Source organism: Bradyrhizobium sp. SZCCHNR3119 (assembly GCF_032487775.1).
Classification (GTDB): domain Bacteria; phylum Pseudomonadota; class Alphaproteobacteria; order Rhizobiales; family Xanthobacteraceae; genus Bradyrhizobium.
The window spans coordinates 2,760,639-2,780,257 of sequence record NZ_JAUEUV010000001.1 but is presented as its reverse complement, the minus strand read 5'-3'; the positions used below and the strand labels follow the sequence as shown (position 1 = coordinate 2,780,257).

The following is a 19,619-nucleotide window of genomic DNA, read 5'->3' as shown; positions in this document are numbered from 1 at the left end:
GATTCAACCCATCTCGGCGACCGCGGCCAGAATGCGCGCGATGTCTTGCGGCCGCGACAGACGGTGATCGCCGTCCTGGATCATCGTGAGCACGACATCGTCCGCGGGGAGGCGATGCGCCAGCGCAAAGGCATGCTGCCAGGGCACATCCGGGTCCTGCGCGCCCTGCAGGATCCGGACCGGGCAGCCGACATTAATGGCGCTGCCCAGCAGAAGATGGTTGCGGCCCTCCTCGATCAGCGTCTTCGTGATCGGGTAGGGGTCACCATACTCTGACGGCCGCAGCCAGACGCCCTTGGTCTCGATCTCCTGCCTGACCGCCTGGGAAAATCCCTTCCACATCAGCTCCTCGGTGAAATCCGGCGCCGGCGCGATCAGCACCAGTCCCGCCACGGTCGGCTCGCCGGCGCGCTTGGCGAGTTCGCGGGCGAGCAAAAGCGCGAGCCAGCCGCCCATGGATGAGCCGATCACGACCTGGGGACCCCGGCAGAACCGGGTGAACACGGCAACGCTCTCCTCGAGCCAGCGACCGATGGTCCCATCGACGAATTGCCCCCCGGATTCGCCATGGCCCGAATAGTCGAAGCGCACACAGGCGCGGCCGTGCTCGGCTGCCCAGGCGTCGAGCGCCAAGGCTTTGGTGCCTTTCATGTCGGAATGGAAGCCACCGAGCCAGAACAGGCCCGGCCCCCTGCCCTCACGGGCGCGGACCGCGATCCGGCGCGACGATTGGCCCGTGCCGACCTCGAGGAAGACAGGCGTTTCGTTGGCTTCCGCCGTGATGGTCATGGATCGCACCTCGCTATCGGGCGTTTGTGTGGGCGAACCTCAACCATCCGTCAACGCCGCGGCGAGCATCCTGCTTGCGAAACACGACTTCGCACTCTATGTCGCCACCGGAACCAGCACCGTCTCCGAATTTGCGGATGTTCGGCGGCCGGTTCCGGGGGAGATGCCCGACCTCGCCGGCGCGCAGGCGCGGATGCCGAGTTCGGTCTCGTTTGGCGGCAAAGCTGCACCGCTCGGCGCGAAATTTCACGCCGGAGCCGTGAGCTGTCTTGCCCCTTACGGCTTCTTCCTTCAAAGTAATGCCCCTCTTCCACAACTTCGGAGAAGTACCCATTCGCCGTCCCAATAGAGCTCCGCCCGCTGCCACCAAAGACGGGCCGCGCACCAATGATGAGATTCGCAATGCGCAGATCCAGTTGATCGATCAGAACGGCCAAAACCACGGTACCGTCGAGACCATGGTCGCCATCAAGATGGCCGCCGAAGCCGGCATGGACCTGGTGGAAATTCAGCCGAACAGCAGCCCTCCCGTCTGCAAGATCATGGACTACGGGAAGTACAAATATTCGGCGCAGAAGAAGGCTGCGGAAGCCCGCAAGAAGCAGAAAGTCGTTGAGATCAAGGAGATCAAGCTCCGGCCGATGATCGACGACCATGACTACGACGTGAAGATGCGCGCCATGCAGCGGTTCTTCGAGGAGGGCGACAAGGTCAAGATCACCCTGCGCTATCGCGGTCGCGAAATGGCGCACCAGGAGATCGGCACCAAGCTCCTGGACAAAGTCAAAGCGGACGTGGCCGCCTTTGCCAAGGTCGAGCAGGACGCCAAGTTCGAAGGTCGGCAGGTCGTGATGGTGCTGGCGCCGCGCTAAAGCCGGCGCCCACCTGCACGACAGCTTGAGGAGCCCGCCACGGCGTTTGGCGGGCTTTTGCCTAACGAGAGGTTAATCGCGGGCGGCATTCGCATCGTCCGGGCAAGTCGATGCCAAAGGCGGAGACGAACCACGGCGGTGCGGGGACACCATGGTCTCTCGCCGTGCACGGAGCCGACGTCGGGTCAAATTCGCTGATTCCGGCTCTCCAGCGTTGCCAATCGGCCTTGTCTCTGCCATAAGCGCAGCCTTCACCGCCCGGCTGATCAAGGGCTGCCGTGGCGATGCTTTTGTGCGGGTGGCTTCGGCTTTTTCCGAAAACCTGAGCACGGTCAACGCTCTAACGAGCATTTTCGCCAGACGGCGCCGCTTTAGCGGGCGGCTTGCTGTTGGCATCAAGGAGAGCCAAATGCCCAAGTTGAAGACCAAATCCGGCGCCAAAAAGCGATTCAAGGTGACGGCCACCGGCAAAGTGATGCACGCCCAGCGCGGCAAGCGCCACGGCATGATCAAGCGGACCAAGAAGCAGATCCGGCAGCTGCGCGGCACCCGCGTGCTGTTCAAGACCGACGGCGACAACGTCAAGAAGTACTTCTTGCCGAACGCCTGACGGCCAACTGCTTCCGATCCGCCGGCCGCGCAGGGCGCGGCCCACACTCACTATTGATCAAGGATTTCCGTCATGTCTCGCGTCAAACGCGGTGTGACCGCCCACGCCAAGCACAAGAAAGTCTTCAAGGCCGCCAAGGGCTATTACGGCCGCCGCAAGAACACGATCCGCACCGCCAAGCAGGCCGTCGAAAAGGCCGGCCAGTACGCGTTCCGCGATCGGAAGCGCAAGAAGCGCACCTTCCGCGCGCTCTGGATCCAGCGCCTGAACGCCGCCGTGCGGCCGTTCGAGCTGACCTACAGCCGTTTCATCGACGGTCTCGCGAAGTCCGGCATCACCGTCGATCGCAAGGTGCTGTCGGATCTCGCGATCAACGAGCCGGTGGCCTTTCAGGCGATCGTCGAGAAGGCCAAGGCCGCATTGGCTGCCTGATTCTCCTGTGTGAGAAGTAGCGCTGAAAGCGGCCGAGATGATCGGCCGCTTTTTGCATTCTTGTGACCGTCTCAGTCCGATGAGCGCCGGGCATCGCCAGGCGTGCATCGCGACCGTCATTCACGCGGCGAATTGACCTTGACCCCTGCCGCCCGCGCGGCGACAACCAGCCGCTTTTTCGCGGAGATCAACCTGTGTCCGATCTTGCCAATCTCGAAACTTCGATCCTCGAGCAGATTACCGCAGCCGGCGACGAAGCTGCGCTCGAAGCGGTGCGCGTCGCCGCTCTCGGCAAGAAGGGCTCGATCTCGGCGCTGCTGGCGACGCTCGGAAAGATGTCGCCCGAAGAGCGCAAGACGCAAGGTGCGGCGATCAACCTCGCCAAGGACAAGGTGACGCAAGCGCTCGCCGCCCGGCGCGAGGTGCTGAAATCAGCCGCATTGGACGCAAGGCTGGCCTCCGAGACGATCGATGTCACCTTGCCGTTGCAGGATGCGCCGGCGGAGGCGGGCAGGGTGCATCCGCTCAGTCAGGTGATGGACGAACTCACCACGATCTTCGCCGACATGGGCTTCGCCATCGCCGAAGGTCCGGATATTGAGACCGACGACTACAACTTCACCAAACTGAACTTCCCGGAAGGCCATCCGGCGCGCGAGATGCACGACACCTTCTTCTTCAATCCGAAGGCGGACGGCTCGCGCATGCTTCTGCGCACCCACACCTCGCCCGTGCAGGTGCGGACGATGCTGACCCAGAAGCCGCCGATCCGCGTGATCTGCCCGGGCCGCACCTATCGCATCGATTCGGATGCGACCCACACGCCGCAATTCCACCAGGTCGAAGGCCTCGTCATCGACAAGGGCTCGCATCTCGGTCACCTCAAATGGATCCTGCACGAGTTCTGCAAGGCGTTCTTCGAGGTCGATCACATCAACATGCGCTTCCGGCCGTCGTTCTTCCCGTTCACCGAGCCGTCGCTCGAGGTCGACATCCAGTGCCGCCGCGACAAGGGCGAGATCCGCTTCGGCGAGGGCGAGGATTGGCTGGAGATTCTCGGCTGCGGCATGGTGCATCCGAACGTGCTGCGGGCCTGCGGGCTCGATCCGGACGAGTACCAGGGCTTCGCCTGGGGCATGGGCATCGACCGCATCGCGATGCTGAAATACGGCATGAGCGACCTGCGCCAACTGTTCGAAGGCGACGTGCGCTGGCTGTCGCATTACGGCTTCAAGCCGCTCGAGGTGCCGACGCTCGCGGGGGGATTGAGCTCGTGAACGTTGGCGGCCTCGATATCTCCAATCGGGCGCTGCGGCTCCCTCTCCCGCTTGCGGGGGAGGGCTGGGGTGGGGGTATCTCCGCAGCGGAGGTGTCGATGGATGATGAGAAGCCCATCTGGACCGTATCCCCCAAGCTTCGATCGAATGCACGGGCACTCCGCAGAAATTCGACCGACGCCGAACGACTATTGTGGTCGGAGCTGCGTGATCATCGCCTCCTCGGCGCAGGCTTTCGTCGGCAAGTTCCGATCGACCGTTACATCGCCGACTTCGTCTGCCACGCCGCGCGCCTTGTCATCGAGCTTGACGGCGGACAGCACTTCTCGACCGAAGCCGAACAGCGCGACGCCTCACGCTCCGCAGTGATCGAAGCGAAAGGATTTCAGATCCTGCGCTTCGCCAACAACGACGTGATGAGCAATCGCGCTGGCGTTCTCGAAACCATCGCGGCTGCCGTCGCAGCCAGAGCCCCCACCCTGACCCTCCCCCGCAAGCGGGGGAGGGTCAGGACTGACTTCGCGGGAAAAGAGCCATGAAATTCACGCTGTCCTGGCTGAAGGACCATCTCGACACCGATGAGCCGGTCGAGAAGCTCGCCGACAAGCTCACCATGATCGGTCTCGAGGTCGAGCATCTCGAGGACAAGGCGAAGCTGCTCGCGCCGTTCACGATCGCCCGTGTCATCTCCGCCGAGCAGCATCCGAACGCGGATCGCTTGCGTGTCTGCATGGTCGATACCGGTAACGGCGCAGCGCCGGTGCAGGTCGTGTGCGGCGCGCCCAACGCGCGCGCGGGCCTCGTCTCGGTGTTCTCGCCGCCCGGCACTTATATCCCCGCCAAGAAGATCACGCTCTCGGTCGGCACCATCAGAGGCGTCGAGAGCCGCGGCATGCTGTGCTCCGAGGCCGAGCTCGAAATCTCGGAGAACCACGACGGCATCATGGAGCTGCCGGCGGACGCTCCGATCGGCAAGCCCTACGCCGAGTGGGCCGGGCTCGGCGATCCCATGTTCGAGATCAATTTGACGCCGAACCGGCAGGACTGCACCGGCGTGCATGGCATCGCGCGCGACCTCGCCGCGGCCGACATGGGCAAGCTGAAGGAGCCCGCGATCAAGCCGATCCAGGGCGAATTCCCCTGCCCGGTGAAGGTCACGGTCGAGGACGAGAAATTGTGCCCCGGCTTCGCACTGCGGCTGGTGCGTGGCGTCAAGAACGGCGCCTCGCCGAAATGGCTGCAGCAGCGCCTGACCTCGATCGGGCTGCGACCGATCAACGCGCTGGTCGACATCACCAATTTCATGACCTTCGATCGCGCGCGTCCGCTGCATGTGTTCGACGCCAAGAAGGTGACAGGCAATCTGGTCGTGCGCCGCGCGCGCGACGGCGAGACGCTCTTGGCGCTCGACGGCCGCACCTACACGCTCGACAGCGGCATGTGCGTGATCGCCGACGACACGGGCGTCGAGTCGCTGGCCGGCATCATGGGTGGCGAAGCCTCCGGCTGTGACGAGACCACCACCGACGTGCTGATCGAATCGGCGCTCTGGAACGAGATCAACATCGCCCAGACCGGCCGCAAGCTCGGCATCAATTCGGATGCACGCTATCGCTTCGAACGCGGCGTCGATCCCGCCTTCATGGTGCCGGGGCTGGAATTGGCGACGAAGCTCGTCCTTGAGCTCTGCGGCGGCACGCCGTCGGACAACGTCGTCGTCGGCAATCCTTTCGGCGACGAGCGCGTGATCGATTTCCCGCTCACCGAGGTGAAGCGGCTGGCCGGCATCGACGTGCCGCTGACGGAGATGCGCCGCATCCTCGGCCATCTCGGCTTCATGCTGGCGGGATCGGGTCCGGTGGTGAAGATCGCGGTGCCCTCCTGGCGCAGTGACGTGCACGGCAAGGCCGACATCGTCGAAGAGGTCGTGCGCATGGTCGGCGTCGACAAGGTCCCGGAGACGCCGTTCGAGCGCGGCGACGCGCCGCGCAAACCGGTGCTGACGCCGATCCAGATTCGGACCCGCCGCGCCAAACGAGCGCTGGCTACGAGAGGGATGGTCGAGGCCGTCACCTGGTCGTTCATCTCCAAGCCGGCGGCCGAACTGTTCGGCGGCGGCAAGGCGGAGCTTGCGGTCGCCAATCCGATTGCCGCCGATCTCTCCGACATGCGCCCGAGCCTCATGCCCGGCCTGATCGCGACCGCGCAGGCCAATGCGGATCGCGGCATCGGCGATAGCGCGATCTTCGAGGTCGGACAGATCTTCAAGGGTGATCGGCCCGAGGATCAGTTCGTGGCGGCGAGCGGCGTCCGTCGCGGCGTCGCCTCCTCCGCAGGGCTTGGACGGCATTGGAGCGGATCACAGACCGCAAGCGCCTTCGACGCCAAGGCTGACGCGCTCGCGGTGCTAGCCGCCGCCGGCGCGCCGATGGCGGCGTTGCAGATCGTGCCCGGCGGCCCGAGCTGGCTGCATCCCGGACGTTCCGGCACCATCCAGATGGGGCCGCAGAACGTGCTCGGCACCTTCGGCGAGATCCACCCGCGTACGCTCGAGACGCTCAAGGCCGATGGTCCACTGGTCGGCTTCGAGGTCATTCTGGATCGTATTCCGGCAGCCAAGCAGAGGCCGACCCGCGCCAAGCCGGTGCTCGAGCTCTCGGCCTTCCAGCCGGTGTCGCGCGATTTCGCGTTCATCGTCGATCGCGCCGTCAAAGGCGGTGACATCGTGCGCGCCGCGCAGGGCGTCGACAAGAAGCTGATCACGAATGTGACGGTGTTCGACGTCTACGAAGGCAAGGGCATCGAGGACGGCAAGAAGTCGATCGCGATCGCTGTGACGATGCAGCCGCGCGAGAAGACCATGACGGACGAGGAGATCGATGCCGTGGCCGCCAAGATCACGGCCGAGGTTGCGAAGAAGACCGGCGGCGTCTTGCGCGGATGAGCCTTTCAGGGCTCATCCCTGACGATGTCAGCGCCTCGGCCGCGCTGGCGCTCTGCGTCATCGCCCTTATCGCCGCAACGGCGCGCGGCTTCTCCGGCTTCGGCGCGGCGCTGATCTTCATGCCGCTCGCGAGCAGCGTCGCGGGGCCGCAGCTCGTTGCCGCGCTGCTGCTCGTCATCGACTTCGTATCCGCCGCGCCGCTCGTTCCCAACGCCTGGAAAGATGCCGACCGCAGGGCGACGGCCGTCATGGTCGCGGGCGCCCTGGTCGGCGTGCCCGTCGGCACCTATTTCCTGACCCGGCTCGATCCGGTCACGACGCGCTGGATCATATCCGGCTTCGTCGTAGCGCTGCTCGCGCTGCTGCTGTCGGGCTGGCGCTATCGCGGCAAGGACCATCCGGCCCTGGCCGTCGCGGTGGGGAGCGTGTCCGGCTTCTGCAGCGGGCTCGCGCAGACCGGTGGGCCGCCGATCGTCGGCTACTGGCTCGGGCGGCCGATCGCGTCGAAAACTGCACGCGCGAACATCCTGCTGTTTTTCGGCGCCTCCGATTTGTTCTCGATGGCGAGCTATGCGGTGAGCGGGCTGATCACCTGGGATTCGCTGAAGCTGTCGCTCCTGGTCGGACCGATCTATGCGCTCGGCGTGTTCTTCGGCGCCTCGTTGTTCGGGCGTGCCAGCGAGCGCGCATTTCGCGCCATCTGCTATGCGCTGATCGCGCTGGCGGTCGTCTTTGGATTGCCGGCTCTCGACGGGGTGCTGGGCCGTCGCTAGTGTTCTCCTCGACATAACAAAATCGAGGAGGAGATCATGATCGATCGGCGTGGCGTGCTGACCCTTGCGCTCGGCGCAGCCGGTACGCTGGCGGCGCCTTCGGTGCTTGCGCAAACCACAAAGCCGCGCACGCGCATCGTCTTCCTCGGCACCAAAGGCGGACCGCGCGTCGGCATCGGCGCCTCCAACCCCGCCAATCTCGTCGTCGTCAACAACACGCCGTTCGTGATCGATTGCGGGATGGGCGTCAGCCGTCAGCTCGTGGCCGCGGGCGTCCCGCTTCCTTCGGTGAAATATATCCTCATCAGCCATCACCATTCCGATCACAACCTGGAATATGGCAACTTGTTCTACAATGCGTGGGCGGCCGGGCTATCCGCTCCGATCCGCTCCTTCGGGCCGAAGGGACTTGAAGCGATGACGCGCAACTTTTGGGAGCTGAACAAGTTCGACGTCGAGACCCGGATCGATGACGAAGGCCGCCCCGATCCGCGTCCGCTCCTGATCGCCAAGGACATCACCGACGACGGCATGGTGCTGAAGACGGACGATGTGACCGTGACCGCGTTTCGTACGCCGCATCCGCCGATTACGGACAATTTTGCCTACAAGTTCGAGACGCCGGATGGGGTGATCGTGTTCTCCTCGGACACTGCCTACAATCCCAAGCTGGCCGAGTTCGCCAAGGGCGCCGATGTGCTGGTCCATGAATGTCTCTACGTACCGGCAGTCGACCGTCTGGTGCTGAAGACCAAGAACGGGGCCACGTTGAAGAAGCATCTGATGGACAGTCACACGTCCACCGCCGATGTCGGACGCATCGCCGCCGCAGCCGGTGTAAAGACGCTCGTGCTGAGTCACCTCGTGCCGGGCGATGACCCCGACATCACCGATGACGATTGGACGCGCGATGTGAAGGCAAGCTTCTCCGGCCGTATTATCGTGGCCAAGGACCTCATGGAGCTCAAGCTGCCGGTGTGAGCGGGCGGTTAGTTGCGTGGCGATGCGGAGCGGATCGAGCCGCGACGACGTGACCGCTTTGGTTCCGGCGCTTCGGCCGGCTCGGAATCCCTAAGCGCACCAATCCTGCGCAGAGCGGCTTCGGCGGCACGCGCGCCGGACTCCCAGGCGCCATCGACCGTGCCCCACATCGTTTCATGCGTAGCTTCACCGGCCAGAAACAACGGACCCAGCGGCTCGCTCAGGATCTTGCGCGAGCCCTGTCCCCCGGGTGCAGCCGCCGACATCGCGCCGAGGATGGTTGGCGCGGCATTCCAGCGCGTGACGGCGGAGGCCTGCACCGCAGCAGCGGCGTCGCTGCCGAACAGCTTCGCCAGCCACTCCTTGCCAAAGGCGACCATCGCCGCTGCGCCTTGTGCCGACAGCTCGCGGCCAAAGGATCCGGCGACATCGATCGTGCAGAGCGACGAGCCACCGATATTGGCGAACAAAAGGCCGGTTCGCTTCGAGCTGCTCTGTTCGATCATGAGATCGTCGCGCGACAGACCGAGGGGGTTGCCCGCAAGCTGCAGCGCGATGCGATCGTAACTGCCGAGACTGAGCTTGGCGGCGGCATCGAGCTGCCGCTTCGGCAGTTCGGGCGTGAACTTGATCGCGCCAGAGGTGAGCACATTGGTCGAGACCGTCAGGATGATGGCACGCGCGGTGACGCGACCCGACGGCGTCTCCACCCAGACCTCGCGATTGGTCCATACGATGCGCGTGGCGGGAGTCGATAGAGCCAACGGCAGCTGCTCGCCAAGTTTGGTGATCAGCGTGCCGAGCCCCTGGCGACACGCAAGCGCCGCGCTGCGGTCCTGCGCCCGCGCCTTGTCCATGGCCGAGAGCTCGTTCAAGTCCTTGGCCGCTGTAGCAGGTCCAAGGACGAACTCCGCCGTCGCGGTCCAATCACCGAGATCCTTCGGCAAGGCAGTAGCACAGGAGGTATCGAGCTTGCTGCGGCCGGCCTCGTCGATCGCGTGCTTGGCGCGAACCAGCGCGGCCAGGAACTGCTCGGTTTCACCGGCCCGCGCGTTGCGGCGGCCCACGCGGATCTTGTGCCCGACAGGAGCAGCCATCACGTCGAGCCCGGCCGCACGCCCGAGCTTCGCCAGCGGATTGCCGTCAGGATTGTAGAGCCAACGCGCACCGTGATCGAAAGGTACGCCGAAGATCCTGGTATCGGTACTGCAGCGCCCACCGATCTGGTTCGCGGCTTCAAGCACGAGCACCCTGCGATTGGCCGCCAGCACCCGCCGCGCCGCAGCGATGCCGGCCGCACCTGCACCGATCACGACGATATCGGCATCGCGCGGCGGCGTCGCGGCGACAGCGCCGCGGTCGAGCCATGGCGTCGCCGCGAGCGCCGCGGATGCGGAGAGAAAGCCGCGGCGCGTGAAAGTCATGTCATGGTTTCCGAAAGATTGGAAAAACAGGATTGTAGCGAGAACTCTGCCGCATCAGGCGCGGTGCGGCAACCATCATAGTGAATCAACCATGATTGATGTCACACTGAACATGAACCAAATGGCAACCGCAGTCGACCATGATACACACAGGGAAAAGCGGCCGACCGAGGCCCTCCGGGGGGATTGACCGTCATGGGCGTCGTGCTCGATCAGATCGGCAAGCTGATTGCCGCGTACCTGCAGAAGGAGGTGCCGGGCTACGAGCCGTTCACGCCGAGCGATCCGGACAATCTGCGCAAGGACGTCCAACCCGGCGATGTGCTGCTCGTCGAGGGCAACAGCCGCATCTCCGGCATCATCAAATATCTGACGCAGTCGACCTGGTCGCATGCGGCGCTTTATGTCGGACCGATCGATGGTGCGGCGGAACCCGATGGCGAACCGCATGTGCTGGTCGAGGCCTATGTCGATGAAGGCGTCATTTCGGCGCCCTTGTCGAAATACGTCACCTACCACACGCGCATCTGCCGGCCGGTCGGCCTGACATTCGAAGACCGGCACACGGTGTGCCGCTACGCCATCAATCGCATCGGCTTCGGCTACGACACGAAGAACATCATCGACCTGATGCGCTATCTGGTTCCGCTGCCGGTGCCGCAACGCTGGCGTCGGCGCATGATCGCGCTCGGCTCCGGCGATCCAACAAAAATGATCTGCTCGGCGCTGATTGCGCAGGCCTTCGATGCCGTGCGCTATCCGATCCTGCCGAAGATCACCCGCGCGGGATCCAGGCGCGCCAAGCGCGAGATCCTGCACATCCGCGATTCCTCGCTCTATATGCCGCGCGACTTCGACATCTCGCCCTATTTCGAGATCGTCAAGCCGACCATCATCAACGGATTCGACTACACGGCCCTGCACTGGGCGGACAAGCAGAAGCCGCTCGCGGAGGTAGCGGGCGAATTCGGTGTGTTTCCAGAAATGGTCGAAACGCCGTCGCTGGTTCCTGAAGCGCTTGACCCGGAAGCGCCGGCTACGCCTGAGCAAATAAACCTGGCCGCGAAGGCGGTCGAGCGTGACCGTGCATGGCCTGCTCGTAGGGCAAATTCCCGCGACGATACCGGACGGCACAAAGCGGTCGTCTAGCCTCAGGCGTGGCCTCACCGCTACCGATCGGAGCGGCTGATGACATCCATCAGTTCCGCGATCTTCTGCCGCTGATCGGTCTTGTCGCCCGAGGCGATCGCGTGCTCGACGCAATGAGCGACGTGATCACGCAAGATCTCTTCCTCGACGCGGCGCAGGGCAGCCCGGACCGCCGAGATCTGGGTGACGATGTCGATGCAGTAGCGATCGTCCTCGACCATTTTGGACAGGCCGCGGACCTGCCCTTCGATCCGGCTCAACCGCTTCTGACAGGATATCTTGATGTCCTTCCGCATTCGGCCTATATACCCCTACGGGGTAGTGGTTACAAGCCCGGAGTTGGACACCGATGTCGGAAAGCGAACACACGCATTCAGGAGCCATTGCCGCTTCCGGGACCTGCGGCTGCGGATCGAAGGCGCCAGCGCCGGAAACCGTACAAACCGAGGCGGTCGCCAAGAGCTGCTGCAGCAATCATGCCGTGACTGAAACGGCGGCTGCCAGTGCGGGTTGCTGTGGCGGTCATGGGCATGATCATTCCGACACCAACGCAAAAGCGCTGGATCCGGTCTGCGGGATGACCGTCGACCCTGCGACGTCAAAACACCGCTTCGACCATCGCGGCCAGACCTTCCTTTTCTGTTCCGCCGGCTGTCGCGCCAAATTCGCCGCCGACCCCGCCAAATACCTCGAGAAGAAAGAGCCTCCGCCGGAGATGCCGGCCGGCACCATCTACACCTGCCCGATGCACCCTGAGGTCAGGCAGGTCGGCCCGGGAAGCTGCCCGATCTGCGGCATGGCGCTGGAGCCGGAGATCGTCAGCCTCGACAGCGCGCCGAATCCCGAGCTCGTCGACATGACCCGACGGCTCTGGATCGGCGCCTTGCTGACCGTGCCCGTTGTCATTCTGGAAATGGGCGGGCATCTGCTCGGCGGCGGCCACGGCCTGGTCGACCCGCTCTGGTCGAACTGGATCCAGTTCGCTTTCGCAACCCCCGTGGTGTTGTGGGCCGGGTGGCCGTTCTTCGTGCGCGGCTGGCAATCGCTGCAGACGCGCAACCTCAACATGTTCACGCTGATCGCGATGGGGACCGGGGTCGCCTATGTCTACAGCGCGATTGCAACGATGGCGCCGCAAGCCTTCCCGGCGACGTTCCGCGATCACGGCGGCGCGGTTGCGACCTATTTCGAGGCGGCCGCGGTCATCATCGTCCTCGTGCTCGTCGGACAGGTGTTGGAACTGCGCGCGCGCGAAGCCACCTCGGGCGCGATCAAGGCCCTGCTGCAGCTCGCGCCGAAGACGGCGCGGCGCGTAAGCGAGGACGGTCAGGACCACGAGATCGAGATCGACCAATTGCAGGTCGGCGATCGCTTGCGCGTACGCCCGGGCGAGAAGGTGCCGGTCGACGGCACCATTCTCGACGGCCGCTCGACGCTCGACGAATCGCTCGTGACCGGCGAATCGATGCCGGTGACCAAGGAGGAGGGCGCCCACGTCATCGCCGGCACCATGAACCAGTCCGGCGGCTTCGTGATGCGCGCCGACAAGGTTGGCCGGGACACGCTGCTGTCGCAGATCGTCCAGATGGTCGCCGAGGCGCAGCGCTCGCGCGCGCCGATCCAGCGGCTCGCCGATCAGGTGGCCAGCTGGTTCGTGCCGATGGTGATCGCGGCCGCGATCATCGCCTTCGCCGCCTGGTACGCATTTGGGCCGGAGCCGCGGTTCACTTACGGCCTCGTGGCAGCCGTCAGCGTGCTGATCATCGCCTGCCCCTGCGCGCTTGGGCTTGCGACGCCGATGTCGATCATGGTCGGCGTCGGGCGCGGCGCGCAGGCCGGAATTCTGATCAAGAATGCCGAGGCGCTGGAGCGGATGGAGAAGGTCAATACGCTCGTGGTCGACAAGACCGGCACCTTGACCGAAGGCAAGCCGAAGGTGACGGCGATCGTGACCGCATCCGGCTTCGACGAGAGCGAGGTGCTGCGGCTCGCCGCCAGCGTCGAGCGCGCCAGCGAACATCCGCTCGCGGATGCGATCGTACGACATGCAAAGGGGCGCAACCTGCCGCTCGGCGAGGTCAGCGGCTTCGACGCGCCGACCGGCAAAGGCGCACAGGGCTCGGTCGACGGCAAATCGATCGTACTCGGCAACGCCACCTATCTCGCCTCGCTTGGGATCGTCAGCGATGCGCTCGGCGTCGAGAGCAAGCGGTTGCGAAGCGAAGGGGCCACGGTCATCGTCATGGCGATCGACGGAAAGCCGGCAGCACTGTTCGCCATTGCAGATCCGATCAAGGCGTCGACGCCGGATGCGCTGAAAGCGCTCGCCGCCGACGGCATCAAGGTGATCATGCTGACCGGCGACAACAGGACGACCGCCACCGCCGTCGCGCGCAGGATCGGGATCACCGAGGTGGAAGCGGAGGTGCTGCCGAATCAGAAGAGCGCCGTGGTCGCGCGGCTGCGCGCAGCCGGCAAGATCGTGGGCATGGCCGGCGATGGCGTCAACGATGCGCCGGCGCTGGCCGCGGCCGATGTCGGCATCGCCATGGGCACCGGGACCGATGTCGCGATGGAGAGCGCAGGGGTCACGCTGCTGAAAGGCGATCTCGGGGGCATCGCGCGGGCGCGCAAGCTCTCAGCGGCGACGATGCGCAACATCCGCCAGAACCTGTTCTTCGCCTTCATCTACAACGCAGCCGGCATCCCGATCGCGGCGGGAATTCTCTATCCAGCCTTCGGCATCCTGCTCTCGCCGATCATTGCCGCCGCAGCGATGTCGCTGTCTTCGGTCAGCGTGGTCGGCAATGCGCTGCGGCTGCGCAGCGTGAAGCTCTAAGTTGGAGCTGGCGACACCGATACCGGCCTTGTCGAAACAGGCCGGCATCGTTACCTCTTCCGCTGGATTTCGAAGGGGTTGAACCGCCATGATCGATGCTGCCATCAAGGCGTTTTCGCAGATGCTGTCGCCGCCGATGCGCTCGATCCTGTGGCGATCGGTCGGGCTTGCGCTTGTCCTCGTGACCGTGCTGGCGATCGGCCTGCAACGGCTCCTGAGCTGGCTGGCCACCGCTGGCGAAGGCTGGGCGGAAGGCATGCTGGGCCCCCATTCGCATACCTCGCTCGACGCGCTGGCCTGGATCATTTCGATCGCGGCCGGATTCGGCGTCGTGTTCGGCGGCATCATGTTGATGCCGGCGATCACCTCGCTGGTGGCAAGCCTGTTCGTCGATGAGGTGGCCGAGCATGTCGAGCGCGAATATTATCCCGCGGAACGCCCCGGCGTCGCGCTGCCGTTCGGTCTCGCAATCCAAGAGGGGCTGAAGGCCGCAAGCCTCACCATCCTGGTTTATCTGATCGCACTGCCTTTCGTGTTCCTGGCGGGCGCGGGCTTCGTCATCTTCTTCATTGCCGCCGCCTGGCTGCTCGGCCGCGAATATTTCGAGCTGGCGGCAATGCGATTTCGGCCGCCTGCAGAGGCCAAGGCGATGCGGCGCGACAACGCGGCGACGGTGTTCACCGCCGGCCTGATCATTGCCGCCTTCGTCTCGATCCCGATCGTCAATCTCGCCACGCCGCTGTTCGGCATGGCCTTCATGGTCCACATGCACAAGCGGCTATCTGGGTCGCGACCCGAGCTGATCGAGCCGTCGCGACGCCGCAGCGTGACGGGATTCCAGCGCGATTGATACCGGCGCCTCGCCGGCAACTTCGCGCTCGCGCGCAAATAGCAGGATCAGCAGAGCGAATAGCGATACGCCCGCGAGCAGGGCCCAGGCCTCGTTGACGCACAGCGCCAGCGAGGCTTTCTCCACCAGCGGCCGGACATAAGCGATGGTGGCCGCATCGGGCGGTCCCGGAGGGCGGTGGAGCAGGAGCTCCGGTGGCAATCCGATCGCCTTGGCCGCCGTAACATCGCCGGCGATCAAACGATCGCGAAGATCGGTCGCATGAATGCTGACGCGGCCATAGATGATCGTGTCGATCAGCGCGATGCCGATGGCGCCGCCCAGATTTCGCATCAGGTTGAACAGCGCGCTCGCATCGGCGACCTCCGCTTGCGGCAGGTCACCAAGCGCAATCCGCGTCGGCGGCAGCAGGCAGAACATGATCCCGATGCCGCGGATCACCTGCGGTCCGAACATCTCGGCGTAATCCGCCGTACGCGGCTGAAACGCACTCATGGCGAGTCCGGCCGCAAACAGCGTGAAGCCGAATGCCGACAGGACTCTCGCATCGACCCGGCTCTCCAGCAGGGTCACACATGGTGCAGCGAGCAGCTGCGCGACGCCGGTCACCAGCATGATCGTGCCGATCTCGAAGGCGGAGTGGTGACGCACGAAGGCGAGGAACACCGGCATCAGATAGACCGATCCGAACAGCCCGACGCCCAGGCAAAAGCTCAAGCCGCACCCGGCCGCAAAGCCGCGCCGCCGCAGACTCCCGAACCTTACGATGGGATGTTCCGACAGCAGCGTGCGCTGAACCAGCAGGACCAGGCTCGAGCCGCTCAGCACCAGCAATGCGAGGCAGTTCGGCGACAGCCAGCCGCGCTCGGGCGCCTGCTTCAATCCGATCTCGAGGCTCGTCAGCGACAGCGCCAGCAACGCCAAGGCGGGCAGGTCGAGCTTGGACAATTCGGCAAAATCGGTCGGTTGGCGCGGCAACAGGCGCGGCGTGGCCGATGCCGCGACAATGCCTGGCGCGACATTGATCAGGAACAGCCACGGCCACGACCAGGTATCGGTGATGTAACCGCCGACCACCGGGCCGATGGTCGGCGCCAAGACCGCGACGACGCCGGCGATCGTGGTGGCGACCGCATGCAGGCGCAATGGAAACAGCAGAAACACGGCAGAGAACACCGCCGGGATCAGGAGGCCACCGGAGAAGCCCTGCAGCACGCGGAAGCTCAGCAGCATGCCGAAACTGGCGCTGAGCGCGCAACCGAACGAGGCCAGCGTGAACAGGCCGACTGCACCGACGAACAGCCAGCGGAGGCTGAACACGCGCGTCAGCAGGCCCGTGAGCGGGATCGCGATCACTTCCGCGATCAGATAGGCGGTCTGGATCCAGCTCATCGCCTCCGGCGAGATGCCGAGCGCATCCTGGATGGTCGGCAGCGAGGTCGCGACCACCTGGATGTCCAGGATCGCCATGAACATGCCCAGGCACATCAGCAGGAAACCGAGCCATGTGGCAACGGCCGGTGTCGGCTGCGACGCGGACTGGCTGCTCATGCGACCCGCCCCCCGATCTCCCCAAGCGCCTGCTGCTCGGCTCGGATCCGAACCGCCAGCATGGCCGCGTTCAAGAGCGTGAATATCAGCGCGAGCCACGGCAGATGTAGGGCAAGCGGCAGCACTGCGATCTCGGCGGTGACGACGGCGTAGTTGGGATGCGACATATATCGGTACGGCCCACCGGTGACGAGCGGCGCACCGGGCAGCACGATGATCCGCGTGGTCCAGCGCGGACCCAGGGTCGAGAGCACCCACCAGCGCATGGCCTGAAGCATGATGAAGGCCAGCAGCAGGAACGGATCCACCGGCTGGTCATGGCCCAGGACCCATAACGAGATCAGCCAGGCTCCGTGCATCGAGACCAGCAACGGATAGTGGCCGGCGCCGACCTCGATCGCACCGCGTGCACGCAGACGGCTCGTATTGTGGCGGGCCAGCACGAGCTCGCCGAGCCGCTGCATGGTGACGAGCGCAAGGATGAAGGAGGCGATCGTCATGCGGCGTGCCGTAACGAGACGCAACTGGCGGTGAAGCCGGGGCCAAGCGCCGTCAGCAGCGAGCGTCGCGGCAGTCCGCTGTTACGGGCACGCTCCAGCACGAACAGCACGGTGGGGGCCGACATGTTGCCGTAGTCGGCGATGATGTCCCGCTCGTGATCCAGCGTGCCCTGATCCAGCGACAGCGCCCGTTCCAACGCGGTGATCACCTTCGAGCCGCCGGGATGGCAGACGAAGCGATCGACATCGTGAGGCGCAAGCTGCATTCCTTCGAGGATCTCGGTGACGGCCGGACCCATGTTCTCGGTCACGAAATCCGGAATCGTGCGCTGGAAGATCACGCCGAACCCTTCGGGGTCGACGCTCCAGCCCATGATGTCGAGCGTATCCGGCCACAACTTCTCGCCGGTCGCCTCCACTCGCGTGGCGCCGCCGTCGCCGGCGCGCAGTACCGCCGCAGCGGCACCGTCACCGAACAGGCTGAGCGCGACGATATTGGCCTTGGTCAATTCGTCATGGCGGACCGCAAGCGTGCAGAGCTCGAACGTCACGAGCAGCACGTTGGTGCCGGGCCGCGCCTGGGCGAGCCGTGAGGCGATCGACAGACCGGATACGCCTCCGGCGCAACCGAGCCCGAAGACGGGAACGCGCGAGATATCGGGGCGGAAGCCCATTTGCCGCGCCACGCGCGCTTCCAGCGTCGGCGTGGCGATGCCGGTCGAGCTGACGGTCACGACCGTGTCGATCTCGGACGCCGCAAGATCGGCTTGCATCAGCGCCTTGTTCGCGACGTCGACGAACAACGCTTCCGCGCCCTCCAGATAGGCTTGCGTCCGCTCCGGCCAACCACGCCGCTCCATGTACCATTCGATCGGCTTGACGCCGAAGCGATGGCGGATTCCGGTGTTGGAGAACAGGCTGGCAAGCGTATCGAATTGCGGAAAGCGCGGCGCGAGCACGTCGCGCGCGGCTTCCATCACCTGTTGCTGCTGGAATCGATGCGGCGGGACCGCGGTCGCAAGTGATACGAGTGCGGCGGTGTTGTTCATGCGACGGGGTCCTTCCTCCAACTCCGATCAACCTCAACGAGTGGCGGCGCCGATCATGTCACATGCCACTCGCGTCCATCGGCGAGTGCATTTCAATTTCAAATGGGGGCACCGATGTGGCCCGCCCGTGGTGAGACAGCGCCCGATGCCGCCGATTTGAAGTCACCATTTCATAGGCTGTGGTGGCGCTCCGATCGCGCCGTCGTGTTCAAACGGTCTTCTCCGGCCAGCGGCACAGATCGTTGATGAGGCAGACCTCACAACGCGGCTTGCGGGCGAGACACGTGTAGCGGCCGTGCAGGATCAGCCAGTGATGGGCATGGAGCATGAACTCGGCCGGGATCGCTTTTTCCAGGCCGAGCTCGACCTCGAGCGGCGTCTTGCCCGGCGCGAGCCCGGTGCGGTTGGCGACCCGAAACACATGCGTATCGACCGCCATCGTCCGCTCGCCGAACGCCATGTTGAGCACGACGTTGGCCGTCTTGCGCCCGGCGCCGGGCAGCGACTCGATCTCCGCGCGCGTGCGCGGCACCTCGCTGCCGAAATCTCTGATCAACTTCTCGGATAGTGCGATGACGTTCTTGGCCTTGGTCCGATAGAGCCCGACCGTTTTGATGTAGTCGCGCAACCGCTCTTCACCGAGCGCGACCATCTTCTGCGGCGTGTCGGCCACGGCAAAGAGCGGCCGCGTCGCCTTGTTGACGCCGGCGTCCGTCGCCTGCGCCGACAGCACGACCGCAACCAGCAAGGTGAAGGGATTGAGGTGCTCGAGTTCGCCCTTTGGCGCCGGATTTGCGTTGGCGAAGCGGCTGAAGGCCTCGCGCACCTCCGCCGGGGTCCAGGGTTTCGGCGCTCTCAGGGACTTTTTCGCGGGCCTGGAAGCCGGCGCCGTCTTCGGCAACTTCGCTGGCTTTTTTGCCTTTGTGCCCTTCACGGCGGTTTTGAGGGCCTTCTTGGGTGCGGAACGAACCGGCACTGCGTTGGCGCGTTGGGGACGGGTGATTTTGGCCATGTTCTGGGTATACTGATCCGCCATGACTGCAGGCAATGCCTTTGCGCACCAGGAGCAGGTACCGGATCCCGCCGAGACTGAGCTGTTCTCGGCGCTGCTGACCCCGCACCGCTCGCTCAACCGAACCGGCTTCGTCGTGCTGATGGTGGTGGTCAGCGGCGTCAGCTTCGTCGGCGGCGTCGCCTCCTGGCTGACGGGAGCCTGGCCCATCCTCGGCTTTTTCGGCCTCGACGCGCTCGCGATTTATTGGGCCTTCAAGGTCAACTTCCGCCGCGCCCGCGCCTATGAGGAGGTCTCGGTCACCCCCTCCGAGCTGCGGCTGCGGCGGGTCAGCCATCGCGGCCACGTCATGGAATGGACGTTCAATCCGCTCTGGGTCAAGCTCGACCAGATCGTCCATGAGGAGTTCGGGGTCGAGTACCTCTATCTGGTCTCCAGGGGGCAACGGGTCGCGATCGGAAGCTTTTTGGGTCCCAACGAAAAGGCAAGCTTCGCCAAGGCGTTGACCGCCGCCCTGCAGGCGGCACGGCGGGGTCCGGTCTACAACCCGATCTGAACGGGAAGATC

At 64.8% G+C, this 19,619-nt stretch carries 20 protein-coding genes; 13 read left to right on the top strand and 7 right to left on the bottom strand.

The window, feature by feature from the left end; all coding sequences use genetic code 11:
• Nucleotides 1-3: 3 nt before the first annotated feature.
• Nucleotides 4-789 carry an alpha/beta hydrolase gene (locus QX034_RS12960; protein ID WP_315742545.1) on the bottom strand — a complete coding sequence of 262 codons (786 nt, stop codon included), beginning with the start codon at nt 787-789 and terminating at the stop codon, nt 4-6.
• Between QX034_RS12960 and QX034_RS12955 the strand changes: the two genes are divergently transcribed.
• From QX034_RS12955 to QX034_RS12915, 9 genes are all read left to right on the top strand, one after another.
• Nucleotides 788-1,138, top strand: a complete 351-nt coding sequence (locus QX034_RS12955) for a hypothetical protein (RefSeq protein WP_315742712.1) — start codon at nt 788-790, stop codon at nt 1,136-1,138. The two genes, QX034_RS12960 and QX034_RS12955, sit on opposite strands and share 2 nt — an antisense overlap.
• Nucleotides 1,122-1,661 (top strand): translation initiation factor IF-3, encoded by a 540-nt coding sequence (infC, locus tag QX034_RS12950; protein ID WP_315703136.1) that lies wholly within the window; start codon nt 1,122-1,124, stop codon nt 1,659-1,661. The genes QX034_RS12955 and infC overlap by 17 nt, the downstream gene beginning before the upstream one ends.
• Nucleotides 1,662-2,070: 409 nt before the next feature.
• Entirely contained in the window at nt 2,071-2,271 is a 201-nt protein-coding gene (gene rpmI / locus QX034_RS12945; RefSeq protein ID WP_008539890.1) for a 50S ribosomal protein L35, read from the top strand.
• Between the two features lie 72 nt (nt 2,272-2,343).
• Nucleotides 2,344-2,703: a 50S ribosomal protein L20 gene (rplT, locus tag QX034_RS12940; protein WP_315702206.1), complete on the top strand. Its 360-nt coding sequence runs from the start codon at nt 2,344-2,346 to the stop codon at nt 2,701-2,703.
• Between the two features lie 194 nt (nt 2,704-2,897).
• The gene (gene pheS, locus QX034_RS12935) at nt 2,898-3,980 is read left to right on the top strand and encodes a phenylalanine--tRNA ligase subunit alpha (RefSeq protein WP_315702207.1); all 1,083 of its coding nucleotides are present in this window, start codon (nt 2,898-2,900) and stop codon (nt 3,978-3,980) included.
• 98 nt (nt 3,981-4,078) lie between these two features.
• Complete coding sequence (locus QX034_RS12930) at nt 4,079-4,519, top strand: endonuclease domain-containing protein (protein WP_316195453.1); 441 nt, start codon at nt 4,079-4,081, stop codon at nt 4,517-4,519.
• Nucleotides 4,516-6,924: a phenylalanine--tRNA ligase subunit beta gene (gene pheT / locus QX034_RS12925; protein ID WP_316195451.1), complete on the top strand. Its 2,409-nt coding sequence runs from the start codon at nt 4,516-4,518 to the stop codon at nt 6,922-6,924. Before QX034_RS12930 ends, pheT begins: the two co-directional genes overlap by 4 nt.
• On the top strand, nt 6,921-7,697 hold the full coding sequence (locus tag QX034_RS12920) for a sulfite exporter TauE/SafE family protein (RefSeq protein WP_315702210.1): 777 nt from the start codon (nt 6,921-6,923) through the stop codon (nt 7,695-7,697). The genes pheT and QX034_RS12920 overlap by 4 nt, the downstream gene beginning before the upstream one ends.
• 36 nt (nt 7,698-7,733) lie before the next feature.
• Complete coding sequence (locus tag QX034_RS12915; protein WP_315702211.1) at nt 7,734-8,678, top strand: MBL fold metallo-hydrolase; 945 nt, start codon at nt 7,734-7,736, stop codon at nt 8,676-8,678.
• An 8-nt stretch (nt 8,679-8,686) separates the two neighbouring features.
• On the opposite strand, the gene QX034_RS12910 is transcribed toward QX034_RS12915, so the two are convergent.
• Nucleotides 8,687-10,102: a flavin monoamine oxidase family protein gene (locus tag QX034_RS12910; RefSeq protein WP_315702212.1), complete on the bottom strand. Its 1,416-nt coding sequence runs from the start codon at nt 10,100-10,102 to the stop codon at nt 8,687-8,689.
• 195 nt (nt 10,103-10,297) lie between these two features.
• On the opposite strand from QX034_RS12910, the gene QX034_RS12905 reads away from it, so the two are divergent.
• Complete coding sequence (locus QX034_RS12905; protein WP_315702213.1) at nt 10,298-11,251, top strand: YiiX/YebB-like N1pC/P60 family cysteine hydrolase; 954 nt, start codon at nt 10,298-10,300, stop codon at nt 11,249-11,251.
• Nucleotides 11,252-11,271: 20 nt separating this feature from the next.
• On the opposite strand, the gene QX034_RS12900 is transcribed toward QX034_RS12905, so the two are convergent.
• The gene (locus QX034_RS12900) at nt 11,272-11,547 is read right to left on the bottom strand and encodes a metal-sensitive transcriptional regulator (protein WP_315702214.1); all 276 of its coding nucleotides are present in this window, start codon (nt 11,545-11,547) and stop codon (nt 11,272-11,274) included.
• A gap of 53 nt (nt 11,548-11,600) precedes the next feature.
• Here QX034_RS12900 and QX034_RS12895 point away from each other — a divergent pair, with 53 nt between their 5' ends.
• Nucleotides 11,601-14,090: a heavy metal translocating P-type ATPase gene (locus QX034_RS12895; RefSeq protein ID WP_315702215.1), complete on the top strand. Its 2,490-nt coding sequence runs from the start codon at nt 11,601-11,603 to the stop codon at nt 14,088-14,090.
• Between the two features lie 88 nt (nt 14,091-14,178).
• A complete protein-coding gene (locus QX034_RS12890; protein ID WP_315702216.1) occupies nt 14,179-14,940 on the top strand; it encodes a sulfate transporter family protein in 762 nt (253 codons plus the stop codon).
• Here QX034_RS12890 and QX034_RS12885 read toward each other — a convergent pair.
• The 4 genes from QX034_RS12885 to nth form a co-directional block, all read right to left on the bottom strand.
• Nucleotides 14,869-16,491: a DHA2 family efflux MFS transporter permease subunit gene (locus tag QX034_RS12885; RefSeq protein ID WP_315702217.1), complete on the bottom strand. Its 1,623-nt coding sequence runs from the start codon at nt 16,489-16,491 to the stop codon at nt 14,869-14,871. The two genes, QX034_RS12890 and QX034_RS12885, sit on opposite strands and share 72 nt — an antisense overlap.
• On the bottom strand, nt 16,488-16,991 hold the full coding sequence (locus tag QX034_RS12880; protein WP_315702218.1) for an isoprenylcysteine carboxyl methyltransferase family protein: 504 nt from the start codon (nt 16,989-16,991) through the stop codon (nt 16,488-16,490). Before QX034_RS12880 ends, QX034_RS12885 begins: the two co-directional genes overlap by 4 nt.
• Nucleotides 16,988-18,040 carry a type III polyketide synthase gene (locus QX034_RS12875; RefSeq protein WP_315702219.1) on the bottom strand — a complete coding sequence of 351 codons (1,053 nt, stop codon included), beginning with the start codon at nt 18,038-18,040 and terminating at the stop codon, nt 16,988-16,990. Before QX034_RS12875 ends, QX034_RS12880 begins: the two co-directional genes overlap by 4 nt.
• Nucleotides 18,041-18,248: 208 nt before the next feature.
• On the bottom strand, nt 18,249-19,052 hold the full coding sequence (gene nth / locus QX034_RS12870) for an endonuclease III (RefSeq protein ID WP_315702220.1): 804 nt from the start codon (nt 19,050-19,052) through the stop codon (nt 18,249-18,251).
• Nucleotides 19,053-19,074: 22 nt separating this feature from the next.
• Between nth and QX034_RS12865 the strand changes: the two genes are divergently transcribed.
• The gene (locus QX034_RS12865) at nt 19,075-19,608 is read left to right on the top strand and encodes a DUF2244 domain-containing protein (RefSeq protein WP_315702221.1); all 534 of its coding nucleotides are present in this window, start codon (nt 19,075-19,077) and stop codon (nt 19,606-19,608) included.
• Nucleotides 19,609-19,619 lie beyond the last annotated feature (11 nt).